Genomic DNA, 16,817 nt, shown 5'->3' on the forward strand with positions numbered 1-16,817 from the left:
CGCTAGGCCGCCATAGCGTCCGTTCGCATCGCCGGAACGGCTTGCCCATCCCCCGCCGCCGGCCTGATCTTGAACCAGATCGCGTACAAGGCTGGCAGGAACACCAGAGTCAAGACTGTCCCGGCGAAGGTGCCGCCGATCAAGGTATAGGCCAGCGTGCCCCAGAACACCGACTGGGTCAGCGGTATGAAGGCCAGGATCGCGGCGAGCGCGGTGAGGATGACCGGACGCGCGCGCTGCACGGTAGCCTCGACCACGGCGTCGAAAGGCGCCAATCCCTCCTTCTCGTTGCCGCGAATCTGGCCGATCAGGATGAGCGTGTTGCGCATCAGGATCCCGGACAACGCAATCAGGCCGACCAGCGCGTTGATGCCGAACGGCTGCCCGAACGCGAGCAACGTAGGCACGACCCCGATGAGGCCCAGCGGCGCGGTAGCGAACACCATCGCCATTGCGGAGATCGAGCGGACCTGGAAGATGATGGTGATCAGCGTCAGGGCGATCATGATGGGGAACAGCGGCGCCAAGGCGCGATTGGCCTTGCCGGATTCCTCGATGGAGCCCGCTTGCTCGATCCGGTAGCCGGCCGGGAGCTGCGCAATGATCGGCTGAAGATCCTTCATCACGGCGGTGGACACGTCCGGCGGCTGCAAGCCCTCGGCAATATCACCCCGCACGGTGATCGTCGGCGTGCGATCGCGACGACGCTGGATGGGGTCTTCCATGCGCACCTCCACGCTGCCGACCTGCGACAGCGGAATCCGCTGGCCGGCCGCTCCGACCAGCGTGAAATCGGCAATTCTGCCCGGATCGAGCCGTGTGCTTCCGGCCGATCTGGCCGTGACCTGCACCGAACGGATGTCTTCGCGCACATCGGTCACCGGGATGCCGTTCAGCAGGAACTGAAGCTGTTGCCCCACGTCGCTGGAGCTGAGGCCGAGGCTCTGGAGCCGGTCCTGATCGACCGAAAAATGCAATGCGGGCACGCGCTCGCCCCAGTCGGTGTTGACCGTTCGCATCTGTGCAGAGGCCTGCATGACGCCACGCACTTGCGCCGCGATGTCACGCAGCTTGTCCGGGTCCGCCCCCATAACGCGGAAGGCCACGGGAAAGGGTGAAGGGGGGCCGAACACGATCTGGGTCACGCGCACCCGCGCCTCGGGCGCCAACCCGTCGGCGACCGCCTCGCGCAGTCTGAACTTGAGGGCTTCCCGTTCCTTGTCATTCCCCGTGAGGACGACGATTTTGGCGAACGACGGATCGGGCAATTCGGGCGACATCGCCAGGAAGAAGCGCGGAGCGCCCTGGCCGATGTAGGACGTCACGATCCTGGCCTCCTTCTGCTTCGCTAGCCAGGCTTCGACCTTCGCCGTCGCGGCACTCGTCTGCTCGATCGAGGTGCCATAGGGCATCTGCACCTCGACTAGCACTTCCGGCCGGTCGGAGGTCGGGAAGAACTGCTTGTTGACCGCGCCCATGCCCAGCACCGCGACAACGAAGGCGCCGATCACGCCTGCCGCAACCAGCCATTTGCGCCGGATCACCCCTCCCAGCAGTCGGCGGAAGCGCTCGTAGCTCGGCGTGGCGTAGATGGCCCCGTGCCCGCCCGCATGCTTCTCGAAGTTCGGCAGCAGCTTCACCCCCACGTAGGGCGTGAACACCACGGCAACGATCCACGAGGCGATCAACGCAATGCCGACGATCCAGAACATGTTGCTGGTGTACTCGCCGGCGGTCGACTTGGCGAAGCCGTTCGGCATGAAGCCGATCGCCGTCACCAGCGTGCCGGAGAGCATCGGCGCGGCGGTATGGCTCCACGCGTAGGCCGCTGCCCGGATGCGGTCGTAGCCCTCCTCCATCTTCACGACCATCATCTCGATGGCGATGATCGCGTCGTCGACCAGCAGCCCCAGGGCGAGGATCAGGGAGCCCAGCGTGATGCGGTCGAAATTCTTGCCGGTCGCCGCCATGATGATGAAGACCGCGGCCAGCGTCAGAGGAACCGCGGCCGAGACCACGATGCCGGCACGCCATCCCATGCTGAGGAAGCCGACCAGCATCACCACGCCGAGGGCAACGAAGAACTTGACCATGAACTCGCCGACGGCCGAATGGATATTGACCGACTGGTCCGTGACCTTGGAGAGGCTCATGCCGAGCGGCATCTCAGCGTTGATCGCTGCCGCTTCCGCCTCCAGCGCCCGGCCGAGATCGAGGCCGTTCCAACCCTCGCGCATCACCACGCCGAGCAGCAAGGTCGGCTCGCCGTTGTTGCGGATCAGGAAGGTGGCCGGATCCTCGTAGCCCCGCTTCACCTCGGCAATGTCGCCGAGCTTCAGCGTCCGGCCGCGAACCGCGACCGGCGAGTTCCGGATCGCTTCCAGATCGTCGATGGCGCCATCCAGGCGGATGAAGACCTGTGGGCCCTTGGCTTCGATCGAACCGGCGGGCGTCATGAAGTTGCGCCCGTTCAGCGCCGCGAAAAGGTCGCGCGGCGAGACGCCCAGAGTCGCGAGGCGATCATGAGAGAACTCGACGAAAATCCGTTCGGCCTGCTCGCCGATGATGTTCACCTTCTTGACGCCCGCCACGTGAAGCAGTCGCTGGCGCATGGTCTCCGCGTCGCGCACCAGCTGCCGATGCGGCTCGCCCTTCGCTTTCAGGGCATAAAGCGCAAAGGTCACGTCGGCGTACTCGTCGTTCACCATCGGACCGATGACGCCACGCGGCAGCCTGAGCCCCTCGTCGCCGAGTTTCTTGCGCGCCTGATAGAACTGCTCGGGGACCTCGGTGGGCGGCGTGCTGTCGAGCAGGAACACCGTGGTGAAGGCCAGGCCCGGTCGCGTAAAAGTCTCGGTCCGGTCATACCAGCGCAGTTCCTGCATGCGCTTTTCCAGCGGCTCGGCGACCAGTTCTTCCATCTCCTTGGCCGTGGCCCCAGGCCAGGCGGTGACCACGGTCATCTGCTTGATGGTAAAGGCGGGGTCCTCCGCCCGGCCTAGCGTCAGGAAGGCCACGATCCCCGCGATGAAGATCGCGATCATCAGAAAGAGGGTGACCGAGCGCTCGCGGACGGCGAGAGCGGAGAGGTTGAAGGCGCTCATTTCTTTTCTCCGCCGTCGGCGAGTCGTACCTGCTCGCCTTCGTGCAGCAGATGCGCGCCGAGCACGACGACGCGATCGCCCGCTACCAGGCCGGCGACGACCGAGGCGGATTCGCTACTCAGGCCGGCCAGCTGCACGGCGCGCCAGCTGACCCGGGGCCCCTCGCCGCCCTCCCCTTCGACCCGCCATACGCCGGGCCCTTTGCCCGGATCGAAGATTGCGCCGATCGGGACCTGCAGGGCCGGGGTAGCGCGGTCGGACGGGAGCTGGATGGAAATGGTCGAGCCCAGCGGTGCATCCGCCAGGCGGCCCTCCAGCACATAGCGCGCCTCGAAGGTCCGTGTCAGGGGGTTGGCGGCATCCGACAACTGCCGCAGTTTCGCCGCGCCGGTGAGCCCGCTGCCGTACAAGGCTGCGCGCCCCACCGACCCGACCGCCGGGCGCAGGGTTTCGGGGAGCTCGATGACGGCTTCGCGGCGCCCGGCATGCGCCACCCGGACGACAACCTGACCGGCACCGACGACTTGGCCCGCCTCCGCCAGGGTCTCCACCACCACGCCGTCCGCGTCCGCCAGCAGGACCGTGTAGCCGGTTTCGTTCCGGGCAACGTCGGCCTGGGCCTGGGCCGCTTTAAGCTCCGCCCGTGCCGACTCGGCGGCGGCCTTGATCTTGTCGTAAGCAGAGGCCGACACCGCACCGCCCGCGACGAGATCGCGGTATCGCGCCTCGTCGTCCGCCGTCTGGCGCGCGCGTGCCGTGGCCGCGGCTACAGCCTCGTCGTGGGCGCGGGTGGCAAGCCGCAAATCGGTGGGGTCGATGCGCATGAGCGGCTGGCCGCGCTTGACGGCCTGACCGGTGTCGACCAGGCGCTCCAGGATCTTGCCGGGAACGCGGAAGCCCAGGTCGCTCTGCACCCGCGCCGCAACGACACCGGTGAAGGAACGCTCGACGCGGACCGCGGCCTCCACCGCCCCCACTCGCACGGCGGGAGTCTGGGTCCGTGGATCCGTTGAAGAAGTGGCGTTGTTGCAGGCTGCGAGCGCTAGCGGCAGCAGACCGACGAGGGCGAGGAAGGGAATATTGCGGCGCTGAAGCATGGCGACCTCCGGGAACGCGAAGGCCTCCATGCTCTATCTAGTGACTATTATTGTCAATAGTCACATCACACTTCTTCTATCTTCTAAGGCGCGAGGCTGCGCAGCACCAGGTTCGAAAGCTGCGCCGGCGCCTCCTCCGCAACATCGAGGTTGTACTGGAGCAAGAGCGGATTCACATAGGGCTGCATGACCAGATCGATCGCATGCACGGTCTCGTCCAGCGGCGTCTTGCGCTCGAACTCGCCGCTCTCCCGGCCCTCTCGGACGATCTCCATCAGGATCTGCCGGATGCGTTCGCAGTAGGCGCGGGCGGACGGCCAGCCCTCGCCGGCCGAATACGCTGCGATGTCGTACAGCTTGCGATCGTTGAAGAACAGACCGACGCCGGTCGACACCAAGGTCTTGAACATTCGGCGAAATTTTTCCGTCGGCGTGCTCGCAACGGCCACCGCCTCTTCGACCGCCGCAATGATGGCGCTCAAGGTCTTCGAGCAGATGGCCTCGCCGATGGCCTGTTTGGAATCGAAGAACTTGTAGATATAAGCCTTGGAAAAGCCGATCGCCTTGGCCAAGTCGGAGACCGTGGTCTTCTCGTAGCCGTAGTGGCTGAAGTGCTCGCCGGCCGCCTCGACGATCTGGTCTCGAACGTTGTGGTCGGCTGGCCCACGCGACGCGGGGGCGGAAGACGGGATTTGGCTCATAAGAAAACAGTACCTCACATGTCCTATCTTTTCAACTAGTGACGATTTTAGTTGACAGTCACCAACGTGTGACTATTATTGATTTTAGTCACAACAACTCAACTCCCCTGAGGACTCACATGCCCGCCCATCCCCGTTCTCTCGCCCTGCTTTTAAGTATCGGCGTCCTGACGGGCTGCGCCGTCGGCCCCGCCTACCAGCCGCCCGAGATCGCGCTGTCGTCCGCTTTCCTCGGGCAGCAAGGTATCGATCACCGGCAGGTTCAGCACAAGGCAGACCTCACGACCTGGTGGGCCGGTTTCGACGACCCGCAGCTAACGCACTTCATCTCCCTGGCCCTCGAACAGAACCTCGACATCGCGCAAGCGGCGGCCCGGGTCGCCCAGTCGCGCGCGTCATTGCGTTACGCCGATGCGGCGCTGCTTCCGGCGGCCAACGTGAGTGTAAACGCTGCACGAGGCTATCAGTCGGTCGAGACCCCGCTGGGGCAGGTGCTCGACACCACGCCCGGCTTCGATCGCAGCGGCAACTCCTACGAGGCCAACCTCGGTGCGAGCTGGGAGATCGACGTGTTCGGCGGACTGCGGCGAGGGCAAGAAGCTGCACGCGCGGCGTACGAGGCTTCCGAAGCCGGCGCAGTGGCGACACGGCTTGCCGTGGCCGCGCAGGCGGCGGATGTGTACGTCACGATCCGGGGCTTGCAAGCGCGCATCGCGATCGCTGGACAGCAAGTGGAGACCCGCCGCCAGTTGCTCGCCACGGTCAGGCTCCAGTATGAGAAGGGAGTCGCCGCCGAGCTCCAGATGAACCAGGCCGAAGGTTCGCTCACCCAGGCCGAGGCGCAGATCCCGGTCCTGGAAGCCGGCCTCGATTCGGCGATGAACGCGCTGGACGTGCTGCTCGGGGTGCAGCCGGGGACCAATCGCGCGGCGCTGACGCCGGTGGCGCCGGTCCCGGTCGCTCCGGGTCTGGCCGAGACCGGCACCCCGGCCGAGATGATTCGCCGCAGGCCGGATCTCATCGTCGCCGAGCGGCGCCTGGCGGCCGCCAGTGCGCGCATCGGCGTCGCGATCTCGGAGTACTACCCCAAGTTCTCGCTCGCTGCACTGGTAGGCAGCGCTACGGCGATCGCGAGCGGCAACCTCTTCACCGGCGCCGCCAGCCAGGCCCAGGGCGTCCTCGGACTGCGCTGGCGCCTCTTCGACTTCGGCCGTGTCGACGCGCAGATCGCCGCCGCGCGCGGCCAGGAGGCCGAAGCCCTGGCGGCCTATCGGCTGGCCGTGCTGCGGGCAGCCGAAGATGTCGAGAACGCCTTCTCCGCGCTCGTCAAACGCGAGGCCCAGGTCGGCATCCTGGCGCGGGGTGAATCCTCTCTCGCCCGTGCGCGCGAGAACTCGCTTGCCGCCTACCAGGGTGGCGTCGTCAGCCTGATCGAGGTGCTCGATGCCGACGGCAACCTGCTGCAGGCGCGCGATGCGAAAGCACAGGCGCAAACGGAGGCGGCACGCGCCGCCATTGCCTCCTTCCGGGCTTTGGGGGGCGGGTGGGATGCGTCACATGCAAGCAGCGACCGCCTCTACAGCCACCTCTCCACCACTGACCGCAGGTAAGCAAAATGCCCACAACCGACAAATCATGGGTGCTCGTCACGGGCGCGTCGAGCGGCTTCGGTGAGGAGTTCGCCCGCTTCGCCAGCGCGGCGCAGATGAAGCTCACCCCCGCGTTGAAGGGCTTGATGATGCAGCCGACCCCCGTGGTGCGTGCCGGCATCCGCGCCTTGCATGCCGGACGCATCAGCGTCGTGTCGGGCTGGGCGAACAAGGCCCTCGTGATCCTCACGTGGGCAACGCCACGCTGGCTGCACCGGGCCTTTCTCTCTCGCGCCATGAACGGATAACAGAAATTTCCCGGCGGAACCGCGCCGAGCGCCAACGGTACCGTCCGCCAACTGTTTCACCCCGACTGCTTCACCCAACAGGAGACTCATCATGAAATCGATCCTGGCATTGTCCGGCATCGCCCTCGTCCTTTCCGCCCACACCGCGCTGGCCGATCCCGGCCGCCCCATGGATCCTCACGAGCAGGCGCGGCAGTTGATACTGAGCGCGACACAACATTCAGCGGCTATCCCCACCACGACGGTAACCGAGGCGCAAACGCCGACGGATCCGCATGAACTCGCGCGCCAGCTAATCCTTGCGTTGCCCGCGGCAGGAGTCGCATTCCGGCCCGCACTCGCAACGGGATCGCAGCCGGCGATCGACCCGCACGAGCGCGCGCGCCGCTCCATTCTGGGAAGCTCGGGCTAGTCGCGGGACCGGACTCCATAGAAGACTGGAACGAAAGGCTTCGGTGCAGCTCGCTGCCTCCAAAATGATTTTTGTCATTCAGGCTTTTTCGCCTATCGCCTAGATTTGTCTCGCGCTGCAGACGCAGCCCCATTCCGAACGAGAGACGAATCATGACTTACGTAGTAACTGAAGCCTGCATCAAGTGCAAACACACGGATTGCGTCGATGTCTGCCCTGTCGACGCTTTCCGCGAAGGGCCCAATTTCCTCGCGATCGATCCGCGGGAGTGCATCGACTGCACCTTGTGCGTCGCCGAATGTCCGGTCGATGCGATCTTCTCGGAGGACGACATGCCGGCGAACCAGCGGCACTTCATCGCACTCAACGAAGAGCTGGCGAAGCAATGGCAGCCGATCGTCCAGGTCAAGCCGGCGCCCGAGGACGCTGGGTTCTGGGCGACGGTGAAGGACAAGCTCAAGCTGCTCGAACGCTGAGCGCGAGCGCGCTCCGGATGGCAGTCAGGGATCGATGATCCGGCGCAGCATGTCGGCGCGCTCGATCTCGATGCCGCCCGGCCGCGGCGTGATCCAGCCGGCCTTCTGCCATCGGCTGAGGATGCGGATGACCGTCTCGACGCGCGCGCTGACGAGTTGGGCGATGTCCTCGCGCGCGAGGTGCACGTCGACAAGGATGCTGCCCGAGTCGGTCTGGTGGCCGAAGCGTTCGATCAGGTAATGCATCAGCGCAGCGAGGCGGCGTGGCACCGAACCGGCGCTGACGATGTCGATCTTCGCCCGCAGCGCGGCGCTGTGCTGCAGCAGCGCTCGATTGACGGCGAGTCCCACGTCGATCGAGCTGCGCAGGGATTCGCGCAAGGTGTCGGCACGGATCGCCACCACGTCGACGGGGCCACCGACTGCGATCGCGTCGGCTGGGTAGGCGACATCCTCGAGCGCGGCCGCGAGGCCGATCGCCTCGCCGCTCCGGAACAGGCCGATGACGATGCCCTCTCCCGTCGGCGTCATTCGCCGGACCTGCACGACGCCCGATTCCAGCACCGCGAAGTGGCTTGCGCGCTCGCCGGCGAACCACAGGGATTCCCCCGCCGCCAGCCGCCGATGCCGCCCGCCTTGCACGAGGAGCGAGAGATCCGGTTGGCATCGATCCATGAACGGGCCGGCAATCGGAGGCTGCGCGAACACGGATTGAACATGACCCATAATGTTTTCGTCGGCTGGAGAATATGCAGGGGCGACAGGTGACCGTCCGTTCGAATATAGGAAGGCGTTGCAAAAGAGTCAACTTTGATGCATCTTTAAACCCACCTCCTCTTCATGGTGCCGCATGCCAGCAAATAGCGGTCGTCCGGAACCTCGACGCATCCGGCCGGGACAAGTGCTCGAAGCTTTGTCCTGCGGCCTGCGCACCTTTCTGCGCGTTGCTCCGCTCTGCGTGGCGTTCTCGGGCAGCTTCGCGATCCTCGGCGTCGGCATCATTTCGCTGCTGTCGGCGGCGGGACTGGCACCGATGGGCTTGCCGCTGATCGGCGGATTCCTGCTGATCGCGCCGGCGCTGCTGGCCGGCTTCTTCGGCATTTCGAGGGCCTTGCGCAGCGGGCGCAAACCAAGCTGGCGGGACATCACCCAAGGCTTTCGGCAATCGCCTCGGGCGCTCTGGGGCCTGCTCGTGGTTTGCCTCTTCCTGTTCGTGATCTGGGTGACGGACGCGGGGATTCTCTACAGTTTCATGCTCGGGCGAAGCTACGCGGGATGGAAGATGATGTTTCCCCTGTCCGGCGAGCTGATGCGTTTCCATCTGGGGGCAGCGGTCGCCGGCAGCCTGTTCGCGGTGATCGTCTTCTGCATCACCGCGTATGCCGTTCCGCTTCTGATCGAGCGGCGAGCCAACCTGGTCGTCGCGGTCACCGCGAGCGTTCGCGCCATTTTTCGCAGCATTGCGGCAAATATGACGTGGAGCTTGATCCTGGGAGGCACCGTCATCGTGTCCATCATCGTGCCCCTGCTGCTCACGGTGACCCTCCCCGTCATGGCGTTCGCGACCGAATCTCTTTACCAGCAGGTATTTCCGGACGAGCCCGCCTGAGGGGAGAGTGACGAAAGCCGCTACCCGGCGTCGGTCGCGGCGCGTTTCGGGAGGACCCAGCCGGCACGCGGGAAGTGGCAGGTGTAGCCGCCAGGATAGCGTTCGAGATAGTCCTGATGCTCAGACTCGGCTTCCCAGAAATCGCCGACCGGCTCGACCTCGGTCACGACCCGGCCCGGCCACAGCCGGGACGCATTGACGTCGGCGATCGTGTCGAGCGCGACTTGCCGCTGCTGCTCATCGACGTAGTAGATCGCCGAACGATAGGACGGGCCGGTGTCGTTGCCTTGACGATTGCGGGTGGTCGGATCGTGGATCTGGAAGAAGAACTCCAACAGGCGCCGATAGCTGATTCGCTCGGGATCGAACAGGATTTCGATGCCTTCCGCATGGTTTCCGTGATTGCGATAGGTCGCATTGGGCACCTCGCCGCCGGTATAGCCGACACGGGTGGAGAGGACGCCGGGCAGACGCCGGATCAGATCCTGCATGCCCCAGAAGCATCCGCCCGCGAGTATGGCGCGTTGGGAATTGGCCATGGTCACACCTCCACCTGGCCGATGTATTCCCCATAGCCCTCGGCTTCCATCCGGTCGAGTGGAATGAAGCGCAGGGACGCCGAATTGATGCAGTAACGCAGTCCGCCGCGGTCGCGCGGGCCGTCCGGGAAAACGTGCCCCAGATGGCTGTCGCCATGGGCCGAGCGCACTTCGGTGCGGGTCATGCCGTGGGTAGTGTCGCGCAGTTCGCTGACGAACGCCGGGACGATCGGTTTCGTGAAGCTCGGCCAGCCACAGCCCGATTCGAACTTGTCGCTGGATGCGAACAGCGGTTCGCCCGATACGACGTCCACATAGATTCCCGGCGCGTGGTTGTGAAGATACTCCCCCGTGCCCGGGCGCTCGGTTCCGCTTTGCTGGGTGACGCGGAATTGCTCCGGCGTCAAAGCGGCGATGGCGGCTTCACTCTTCGTATAGCGTTTCATTGCGTTGTCTCTCTGGTGGGTGACGTATTCTTTGTCGTAGCACGGGTGCTGAATCTTACAGACGCCGGAGAGGGCGCTAAGTTGCCGTGGGTTAGGGCCGCCTTGCCCGACAGATGTTCTCAGCCGTTCCAGAATGAGCATGACCGGCTTGGCCGTCTGGCCGGTCATAACGCGGCGGCGGAGCTGGTCGATTTGCCGCTGCACCCCTATAGCCAGCCGAAGTATGTGACCTGCCTGGATTTAGGGCCGTGGGGCGCGCTCTACACTGAGGGTTGGGACCCTCAGGTCTCGTTGCTGCGGGAGGACGCCAAGTCGCTCAAACGGGAAATCACGACGAAATGGATTTACCCGCCCGCACCGGATCGCGATGCTGCCTTCGCCGTTGCCAATCCGGACTTCGTCGTCGTGCCGTAATTTTCAGCCCCTCCCTCAGCCCAATTTATCTCACCTTCAGATTGCGGCGCTCTGGCATATTGCATTCTGCATATTGTCATTGGCATGAAAACCGGTAGGATGCCGGTTTCATCAAATCCGCGCCCCTGCCATGCTTCCCTTCACGTCCGACACCCGCCTCTTCTCCCTGAGCTGGCGGGACGCGGACCTGGAGTTGCCGGTGGAATCCTGCTGGGGCAGCGAGCGCCTGTCGGCGGGCTTCGAGCTGTGCATCGATCTCCTGTCTCCCGACGCCTTCATCCCGCTCGACGCGATGCTCGGCCAGGCGGTGACGCTGCACGCGACGACTTCCGACGGCAGCCGTGTCGGCCGCAGCGGCCTCGTGCGCGCGGCCCTCGCGCTGGGCGCGGACGGCGGCTTCGCGCGCTATCGGATTGTCGTCGTCCCTTGGAGCTGGCTCCTCACGCGCGGCCGCCACAACCGCGTGTTCCAGGAAAAATCGGTGATCGCGATCGTCGAAGCGGTCTTCGCCGACTACGCGGACCACGCCGCCTGGCACTGGAGCGAGGAAGTTGCCGAATTTCTCGCAGACGTCCGCCCGCGCAGCTACTGCGTGCAGTACCGCGAATCGGACTACACCTTCATGTCGCGGCTCCTCGCCGAAGAAGGGCTCGGCTGGTATGTGGAGGACGATGCCGCGGCGCCCTCTGGCCACCGCCTGCGGCTTTTCGCCGACAGCACGCGCTTTCCCGAAGACCCGCTCTCAGCCCACGCCAACGGCGGCCTCGGCCTGCGCTTTCACCGGGCGGATTCCCAGGAGGCGCAAGACAGCGTCGTCGCCTTCGGCGCGCAGCGGCGCCTGTCGATCGCGCTCGCAACCGGACTCAGCCACGACTACAAGGCGGCGCGCGCGGTCGCAGCAAGCACTCCGACCGCGCTCGACGTCGGTGGCGAACACGCCCCACACCTCGAAGCCTACGATGACGCCGGACCTTACGCCTTCGCGAACGTCTATGAGGCCGAGCGAGCCCAACGCCTCCTGATAGAAGCGGCCGAGGCGCGCAGCGAAACTTTCCTCGGCCGCGCTACTGTCCGTAGTCTACGCCCCGGAGGCGCGTTCGACCTGATGGGCTCGCCGCTCGACGCACTCGCCGGCGCCGTCGGCGCGGGGGATGCGGAACGCGATCGCCGCTTTGCCGTCACCGACGTGCTGCATATCGGCATCAACAACCTCACCGGCGAATCGATCGCCGGCATCACGAAACGCCTCGCCGCCGCCGAACTTCTCACCGACGACCTGCAGGCACTCGCGACGGGCGACGTGATCGAACCGGTCCGCGCCCCGCGGCGACTCCCCGCCGAAGTCCTCGCGCTCGCCGCGGAGCGCGGCTACGCGAACCGTTTCGAGGCCCTGCGCGGCCACGTCCCCTGGCGCCCGCAGCTCGAAGACGACACCGGAGCGCGATTGAACGCGCGCCCGACCTCTCCGGGGCCGATGAGCGCGATCGTCGTCGGCCCGCACGGCGAAACCACGCCGAACGGCGCGGACGAATTGTGGTGCGATGCTCTCGGCCGCATCAAGGTGCGCTTTCACTGGCAGCAAGGCGACGCGCCCGACGACCGCACGAGCTGCTGGGTCCGCGTCGCCACTCGCCAGGCCGGCCCCGGCATGGGCTGGCAGTGGCTGCCGCGCATCGGCCAGGAAGTGCTGGTCGGCTTCCTCGGCCACGACATCGACCGCCCGGTCATCCTCGGCGCGCTCTACAACGGCCGCGGCGAAGGCGGCGAGCCTCCGACCCCCGGCGGCGCTCCCGGTGAGGCGTGCGACACCCGCGCGTTCGACGCTGCCACCGATCACCATCCCGGAGGCCAAGCCAATCTCACCGCTGGGAACAGCCCCGCGTGGCACGGCGCTGCCCCCGTCCCGCACCGCCATCCGGCTGCACTCACCGGCTTCAAGACCAAGGAATTCGGCGGGTCGGGCTACAACCAGCTGGTCTTCGACGACAGCGACGGCCAGCAACGCGTCCAGCTCAAGACCACCCAACACGCCTCCGAACTCAACCTCGGCCATCTCGTCCACCAGACCGACAACTACCGCGGCTCCTTCCGTGGCATCGGGGCTGAGCTGCGCACCGACGCCTGGGGGGCGCTGCGCGGCGGCCGCGGCGTACTGATGAGCACTTGGGGCCTGCGCAGCGATTCAGAGCCCGCCGGCGACCTCGCCCCCGGCCTGGCGCTCCTGCGTCAAGCCTGCACGCTCGCCGACACCCTTTCGCGCGCCGCCAAAACCCACCAGACCGTGCAACTCGCCGCCGCCCTCGGCACCACCGCTGCCGGCGCCAGCATCGGGAGCCCCGACCACGCTCCCCTTGCCGCCTTCGTCCACGCGGCCTCCGGCATGGTCGACGGCGGGAACAGCGATCAGGCCGCGAGTGATGCCGCCGCCGGCAACGTAACGATCGACCGGGACAAGCTCCCACACCTCGCTGAACCAATGCTCGTCCAGAGCGCCCGCGGCGACCTCGGTCTGGTCGCCGGCCAGAACCTCCAATTCACCGCCGGCGAAACCGTCGCCTTCATGAGCGGCGCCGACACCAACCTCGCCATCGGCGGCAAGGCGCGCCTCCATACCGGCCAGGCCATCGGCCTCGTCGCCGGCGCGATCCGCCCCGGCGAAGGGAACTCCGGCATCCGCCTCATCGCCGCCCGCGACGACATCGACCTGCAGGCGCAAAGCGACGAACTCAAGCTGCAAGCGAAGCAGGACCTCAAACTCGTCAGCGCCAACGCCCACATCGACTTCGCCGCCGCCAAACGCATCGTGCTCGCCGTCGAAGGCGGCGCGAGCATCACCATCGACGGCGGGATCACGGTCGCGTGCCCGGGGACGATCACGGTGCATGCGAGCAAGAAGAGTTTCAGCGGCCCCACGAGCCTGAGCTATGACGCCCCTTCATTCATGCCCGTCGATGCCTTCCACCGCAGGCCGACCCTGACCTGGGAAGGGAGTGAGGATCCCATCGTCAGCCGCCGATTCCGCATGACGCTCGAAGACGGCCGTGTGATCGAGGGCCGCACCGACGCTCATGGACACGCCGACATCGTTGACGCCGCACATTTTCAGCACGTGGCCATTGAAGTACTGCCCGATGAAGCTTAGCCAAACGTCAAAGCCATGAAGAATTTTTCCCCCAATCGGCGCATCGAGCAGGCACGCAATAAAGGCGAAGTCATCCGTACGACGACCACGGTGCCCAAATCCACGGCACCCGAAGTGCGCGTCCAGATGCCGCGCCCGATGCCCGGCGTGGTCATCCTCGTCCATGGCGTCAATGATGTCGGCGAAGCCTACGCAACCCAGGCGCGCGGCCTTTGCGCGGGCCTCAATCTGCGGCTTGGCCGCCAGGATCTGACCCCGGGCGACTGGGACATCCCCAAGGCCTGCAAGAATAATCGCATCACAAGCTACGAGCGTCGTGCCGACGCCCAAGGCTACAATCCAATCATTCCCTTCTACTGGGGCTACCGGCCGGTCGATCGCGCCACCTACGAATCAGACCAGGCGCGCTACCGGGAAGAACTGCGCCGACGGGGCCAGGCCAACGCGGATGCTCCCTACGATGCCTACTACATCGACGGCAAGGGCGAGCCGAAGCGCGGCTTCGAAAATGTCGACTGCTTCAACAACCGCCTCGACGAGCACTTCGCCAAGAATGGCGGCGTCTTCGCGAACGCGACCACCAACCTGATCGACCTGTGGGGGCCGGGCGGCGACATCCTCGGCCTCGCGCGCTGGGCCTCCCGCCATGTGGGCGACGATCTCAGTCACCCGGTCTACGACAACCCGCACCGCATCTACTTCGTCAACGCGGCGCAGCGGCTGGCGAACCTGATCATCAAGATTCGGGCAAACGAGAAGACAGAGAACGATTCGATCAACCTCGTCGCCCACAGTCAAGGCACGCTGGTGTCGATCCTCGCCAACTTTCTGGTTGCCCAGGCCACGCCCGCGTGTCGCCCCGCCGACTGTCTCATCCTCAACCATTCGCCCTACAGCCTCGAAGCGCCACGGCTCGAATCCATGCAGTCCTTCGGACCGCAACAGTCGACGCGCGCCCGAACCGAAACGCTGGCGAACTTCTGCAAGCTCATCGCCAAGCAGCGCATGGCAGGTCCCACGACGGCGGAGCTCGCCGCCAAGGGCTACGCTAGCCGCGAGGCCGTCGGCAAACCCGACCACGTGCGCGACAACCACGGCAAGGTGTACAACTATTTCTGCCCCCACGACATGACGGTGTCGCTGCGCAACGTGCAGGGCATCGGCTGGCAGGGAGTCCCACCAGAGGTCGCAATGCGGCTCGGGCCGGCCTTCGCACAGCGCATCTTCCTGGAAGGGCGGCCAATGCATATGGCCCCGGGACGAGTGAGACTGCCGGACCTGGAGCGCAGCGGCATGCAAATCGGCACGAACAACGATGTTCCCACCGGAGTCTCGCGCGATATCAATGCCGAAGCCCTGCCTGACCTGAAATACACTTTCAAGCTCCCCGACGGTTGCCATACGCTGGGTTCGTCGGACTGGGGCGTCTATGCAGCAGCGGCGGCCCAGAAGGGCGGAAACCTCACCACCCATACTGCCCCCGATCCGCGCAGCGGCATCCCGAGCGCGCTACCTGGACACGTCCACGACTTGCCGCCGCGCGAACTTGCCGCGGTCCAATCTGCCTTCACCGCACAGGGCAAGCCCTGGCGATTGACGCGGGCGGTCAAGGTGGGCGACGGCCTGATGATCACCCGCTACATGAGCAGCGAGGAGTTGCGCGAACAGGCCCGCGACACGGCAACGGAGATTTCCAACCACTCCGCAATCGTCCTCGACGAGAATGCCGCGCGCTGCGCGATGGCCTTCGATCTGGCCGTCGGGCGTTGCCGTAGCTATGACGAGACCAAGGTGGACGGCGGGCCGTTCTGGCAGGGGTTGCTGCGACTAGCAGATTGGCGGTTCAGTGAGCTGGAATTCGACCGTGACTACTACACAAAGGGCATCTTGCCGCCAGACTTGAAGCGGCAGATGAACAAGCCTCCAGCCCTCTCGGGCATCGTCAACGAGAGCACTATGGCCAACTACGCCAGTGGAGAACTGCAGGCGATCGATGAGCGTATCGCCCGCCTCGAACGCGAGCGCAGCCAGTGGCCGCAGCGCGAATGGGACGAACGGATGCGGGATCTGCGGCGCCAGCGGCGCACGCTGGAACACGCGTACGAGAACGCCCGGAGGGAACAATCGCTGTTCCCGGTCGCTCACGGACAATGAAGGATGCAATGTGAATACTGCACTGATGTGGTGGATTCCCGCCTGGACGCTGACACTCGCCGCGGTCTGCGCGTTGCTCGAACATGGCCGGATGAAGCCCGCTGCACGACTGTTCGCGGCGGCTTTAGCGATTGGAGGCCTGATTCCACTGCTCCCGGCGAGTCATGCGGAGCCGCCGCGAAAGCCCTCCAGACAGGTCGTCTATCGATTCGATGATCACCGATATCTGACCCTGGAAGGCTATGGTTGCGAGGGGTCAATCAATTATGTCGACGACAAGCGAGGGATCGACTCGCCGATGATCGAGCAGTTCGCCCGAGTCTTTCTGCCCCGTTTCGTTCACGCGGACGACGATGGTGATTTCATCTTCGTGCCTTATCACGAACCCTCAGCGTTTCGCGTATCGTATGACCATGGTCGAACATTTCAGGATGCCTGGTGGGTCGGAGGAGGCATGCATGCGCAGAAGATTGGCGCCATTACCGTCGTTAACCAGCAAGCGTTCATCGAAACTAAGGACGGTCACCTGTTCATGACCTCGAAGCCTTTCGGCGAAGGCTGGGGGCGAAATGTTATCGATGTGGTCAACGAGTTGCCTACGACCGTTTTCAAGCGTTTGCCCGAGTTCCAGAACCTTCCCCGCAAAGTTCCTCCGGTGAAGGACTACGCCGGCTGGACCGAAATGCGCTGTGATCCCGATCTCGAAGGCGAGCCGCGGGTAACCCCGGGCGTGCGCTGGAATCGCCTGCAAGGCGAAGTACTCAACCTGCTTGGTCGTACGGTCGCGCTACCGGTCACGCTGATTGCGCGGGCGGTGGGCTAAACG

At 65.3% G+C, this 16,817-nt stretch carries 15 protein-coding genes; 9 read left to right on the forward strand and 6 right to left on the reverse strand.

Going from position 1 to position 16,817, the window contains the following annotated elements; translation table 11 throughout:
- Nucleotides 1–2: 2 nt before the first annotated feature.
- Genes VJ673_RS09530 through VJ673_RS09540 form a run of 3 tightly spaced genes read right to left on the reverse strand, consistent with a single transcriptional unit; the run spans nucleotide 3 to nucleotide 4,902 of the window.
- Nucleotides 3–3,104, reverse strand: coding sequence for an efflux RND transporter permease subunit (locus tag VJ673_RS09530; protein WP_324125845.1), 3,102 nt, complete (start codon nucleotides 3,102–3,104; stop codon nucleotides 3–5).
- Nucleotides 3,101–4,231, reverse strand: coding sequence for an efflux RND transporter periplasmic adaptor subunit (locus VJ673_RS09535; RefSeq protein WP_324125846.1), 1,131 nt, complete (start codon nucleotides 4,229–4,231; stop codon nucleotides 3,101–3,103). The genes VJ673_RS09530 and VJ673_RS09535 overlap by 4 nt, the downstream gene beginning before the upstream one ends.
- A 53-nt stretch (nucleotides 4,232–4,284) precedes the next feature.
- Nucleotides 4,285–4,902, reverse strand: coding sequence for a TetR/AcrR family transcriptional regulator (locus tag VJ673_RS09540; RefSeq protein WP_324125847.1), 618 nt, complete (start codon nucleotides 4,900–4,902; stop codon nucleotides 4,285–4,287).
- A 119-nt stretch (nucleotides 4,903–5,021) separates the two neighbouring features.
- Between VJ673_RS09540 and VJ673_RS09545 the strand changes: the two genes are divergently transcribed.
- From VJ673_RS09545 to fdxA, 4 genes are all read left to right on the forward strand, one after another.
- The gene (locus VJ673_RS09545; protein ID WP_324125849.1) at nucleotides 5,022–6,512 is read left to right on the forward strand and encodes a TolC family protein; all 1,491 of its coding nucleotides are present in this window, start codon (nucleotides 5,022–5,024) and stop codon (nucleotides 6,510–6,512) included.
- A 5-nt stretch (nucleotides 6,513–6,517) separates the two neighbouring features.
- The gene (locus VJ673_RS09550; protein ID WP_324125850.1) at nucleotides 6,518–6,799 is read left to right on the forward strand and encodes an SDR family oxidoreductase; all 282 of its coding nucleotides are present in this window, start codon (nucleotides 6,518–6,520) and stop codon (nucleotides 6,797–6,799) included.
- 91 nt (nucleotides 6,800–6,890) lie between these two features.
- Nucleotides 6,891–7,211 (forward strand): hypothetical protein, encoded by a 321-nt coding sequence (locus tag VJ673_RS09555; RefSeq protein WP_324125851.1) that lies wholly within the window; start codon nucleotides 6,891–6,893, stop codon nucleotides 7,209–7,211.
- A gap of 152 nt (nucleotides 7,212–7,363) precedes the next feature.
- Nucleotides 7,364–7,687 (forward strand): ferredoxin FdxA, encoded by a 324-nt coding sequence (gene fdxA, locus VJ673_RS09560; protein ID WP_324125852.1) that lies wholly within the window; start codon nucleotides 7,364–7,366, stop codon nucleotides 7,685–7,687.
- A gap of 24 nt (nucleotides 7,688–7,711) precedes the next feature.
- Here fdxA and VJ673_RS09565 read toward each other — a convergent pair whose 3' ends face one another.
- On the reverse strand, nucleotides 7,712–8,362 hold the full coding sequence (locus VJ673_RS09565; RefSeq protein WP_324125853.1) for a Crp/Fnr family transcriptional regulator: 651 nt from the start codon (nucleotides 8,360–8,362) through the stop codon (nucleotides 7,712–7,714).
- A 226-nt stretch (nucleotides 8,363–8,588) separates the two neighbouring features.
- Here VJ673_RS09565 and VJ673_RS09570 point away from each other — a divergent pair, with 226 nt between their 5' ends.
- Entirely contained in the window at nucleotides 8,589–9,296 is a 708-nt protein-coding gene (locus VJ673_RS09570) for a DUF2189 domain-containing protein (RefSeq protein ID WP_324125854.1), read from the forward strand.
- Between the two features lie 20 nt (nucleotides 9,297–9,316).
- Here VJ673_RS09570 and msrA read toward each other — a convergent pair whose 3' ends face one another.
- Nucleotides 9,317–9,835: a peptide-methionine (S)-S-oxide reductase MsrA gene (gene msrA / locus VJ673_RS09575; protein WP_324125855.1), complete on the reverse strand. Its 519-nt coding sequence runs from the start codon at nucleotides 9,833–9,835 to the stop codon at nucleotides 9,317–9,319.
- Between the two features lie 2 nt (nucleotides 9,836–9,837).
- Complete coding sequence (gene msrB, locus VJ673_RS09580) at nucleotides 9,838–10,281, reverse strand: peptide-methionine (R)-S-oxide reductase MsrB (RefSeq protein ID WP_324125856.1); 444 nt, start codon at nucleotides 10,279–10,281, stop codon at nucleotides 9,838–9,840.
- 102 nt (nucleotides 10,282–10,383) lie between these two features.
- Between msrB and VJ673_RS09585 the strand changes: the two genes are divergently transcribed.
- The 4 genes from VJ673_RS09585 (at nucleotide 10,384) to VJ673_RS09600 (ending at nucleotide 16,814) form a co-directional block, all read left to right on the forward strand.
- Nucleotides 10,384–10,695 (forward strand): hypothetical protein, encoded by a 312-nt coding sequence (locus tag VJ673_RS09585; protein ID WP_324125857.1) that lies wholly within the window; start codon nucleotides 10,384–10,386, stop codon nucleotides 10,693–10,695.
- A 130-nt stretch (nucleotides 10,696–10,825) separates the two neighbouring features.
- The gene (locus tag VJ673_RS09590; RefSeq protein ID WP_324125858.1) at nucleotides 10,826–13,837 is read left to right on the forward strand and encodes a type VI secretion system Vgr family protein; all 3,012 of its coding nucleotides are present in this window, start codon (nucleotides 10,826–10,828) and stop codon (nucleotides 13,835–13,837) included.
- Nucleotides 13,838–13,852: 15 nt separating this feature from the next.
- Nucleotides 13,853–15,991, forward strand: coding sequence for a T6SS effector phospholipase Tle3 domain-containing protein (locus VJ673_RS09595; protein ID WP_324125859.1), 2,139 nt, complete (start codon nucleotides 13,853–13,855; stop codon nucleotides 15,989–15,991).
- Nucleotides 15,992–16,001: 10 nt separating this feature from the next.
- Nucleotides 16,002–16,814 (forward strand): T6SS immunity protein Tli3 family protein, encoded by an 813-nt coding sequence (locus VJ673_RS09600; RefSeq protein WP_324125860.1) that lies wholly within the window; start codon nucleotides 16,002–16,004, stop codon nucleotides 16,812–16,814.
- Nucleotides 16,815–16,817: the final 3 nt, after the last annotated feature.

The organism is Aromatoleum sp., assembly GCF_035254505.1.
Lineage (GTDB): Bacteria > Pseudomonadota > Gammaproteobacteria > Burkholderiales > Rhodocyclaceae > Aromatoleum.

Coding starts and splice junctions, on each gene's coding strand:
- VJ673_RS09540 (WP_324125847.1), bottom strand. CDS start 4,902: ATGAGCCAAATCCCGTCTTCCGCCCCCGCGTCGCGTGGGCCAGCCGAC.
- VJ673_RS09565 (WP_324125853.1), bottom strand. CDS start 8,362: ATGGATCGATGCCAACCGGATCTCTCGCTCCTCGTGCAAGGCGGGCGG.
- msrA (WP_324125855.1), bottom strand. CDS start 9,835: ATGGCCAATTCCCAACGCGCCATACTCGCGGGCGGATGCTTCTGGGGC.
- VJ673_RS09545 (WP_324125849.1), top strand. CDS start 5,022: ATGCCCGCCCATCCCCGTTCTCTCGCCCTGCTTTTAAGTATCGGCGTC.
- VJ673_RS09590 (WP_324125858.1), top strand. CDS start 10,826: ATGCTTCCCTTCACGTCCGACACCCGCCTCTTCTCCCTGAGCTGGCGG.
- VJ673_RS09550 (WP_324125850.1), top strand. CDS start 6,518: ATGCCCACAACCGACAAATCATGGGTGCTCGTCACGGGCGCGTCGAGC.
- fdxA (WP_324125852.1), top strand. CDS start 7,364: ATGACTTACGTAGTAACTGAAGCCTGCATCAAGTGCAAACACACGGAT.
- VJ673_RS09555 (WP_324125851.1), top strand. CDS start 6,891: ATGAAATCGATCCTGGCATTGTCCGGCATCGCCCTCGTCCTTTCCGCC.
- VJ673_RS09535 (WP_324125846.1), bottom strand. CDS start 4,231: ATGGAGGCCTTCGCGTTCCCGGAGGTCGCCATGCTTCAGCGCCGCAAT.
- msrB (WP_324125856.1), bottom strand. CDS start 10,281: ATGAAACGCTATACGAAGAGTGAAGCCGCCATCGCCGCTTTGACGCCG.
- VJ673_RS09530 (WP_324125845.1), bottom strand. CDS start 3,104: ATGAGCGCCTTCAACCTCTCCGCTCTCGCCGTCCGCGAGCGCTCGGTC.
- VJ673_RS09595 (WP_324125859.1), top strand. CDS start 13,853: ATGAAGAATTTTTCCCCCAATCGGCGCATCGAGCAGGCACGCAATAAA.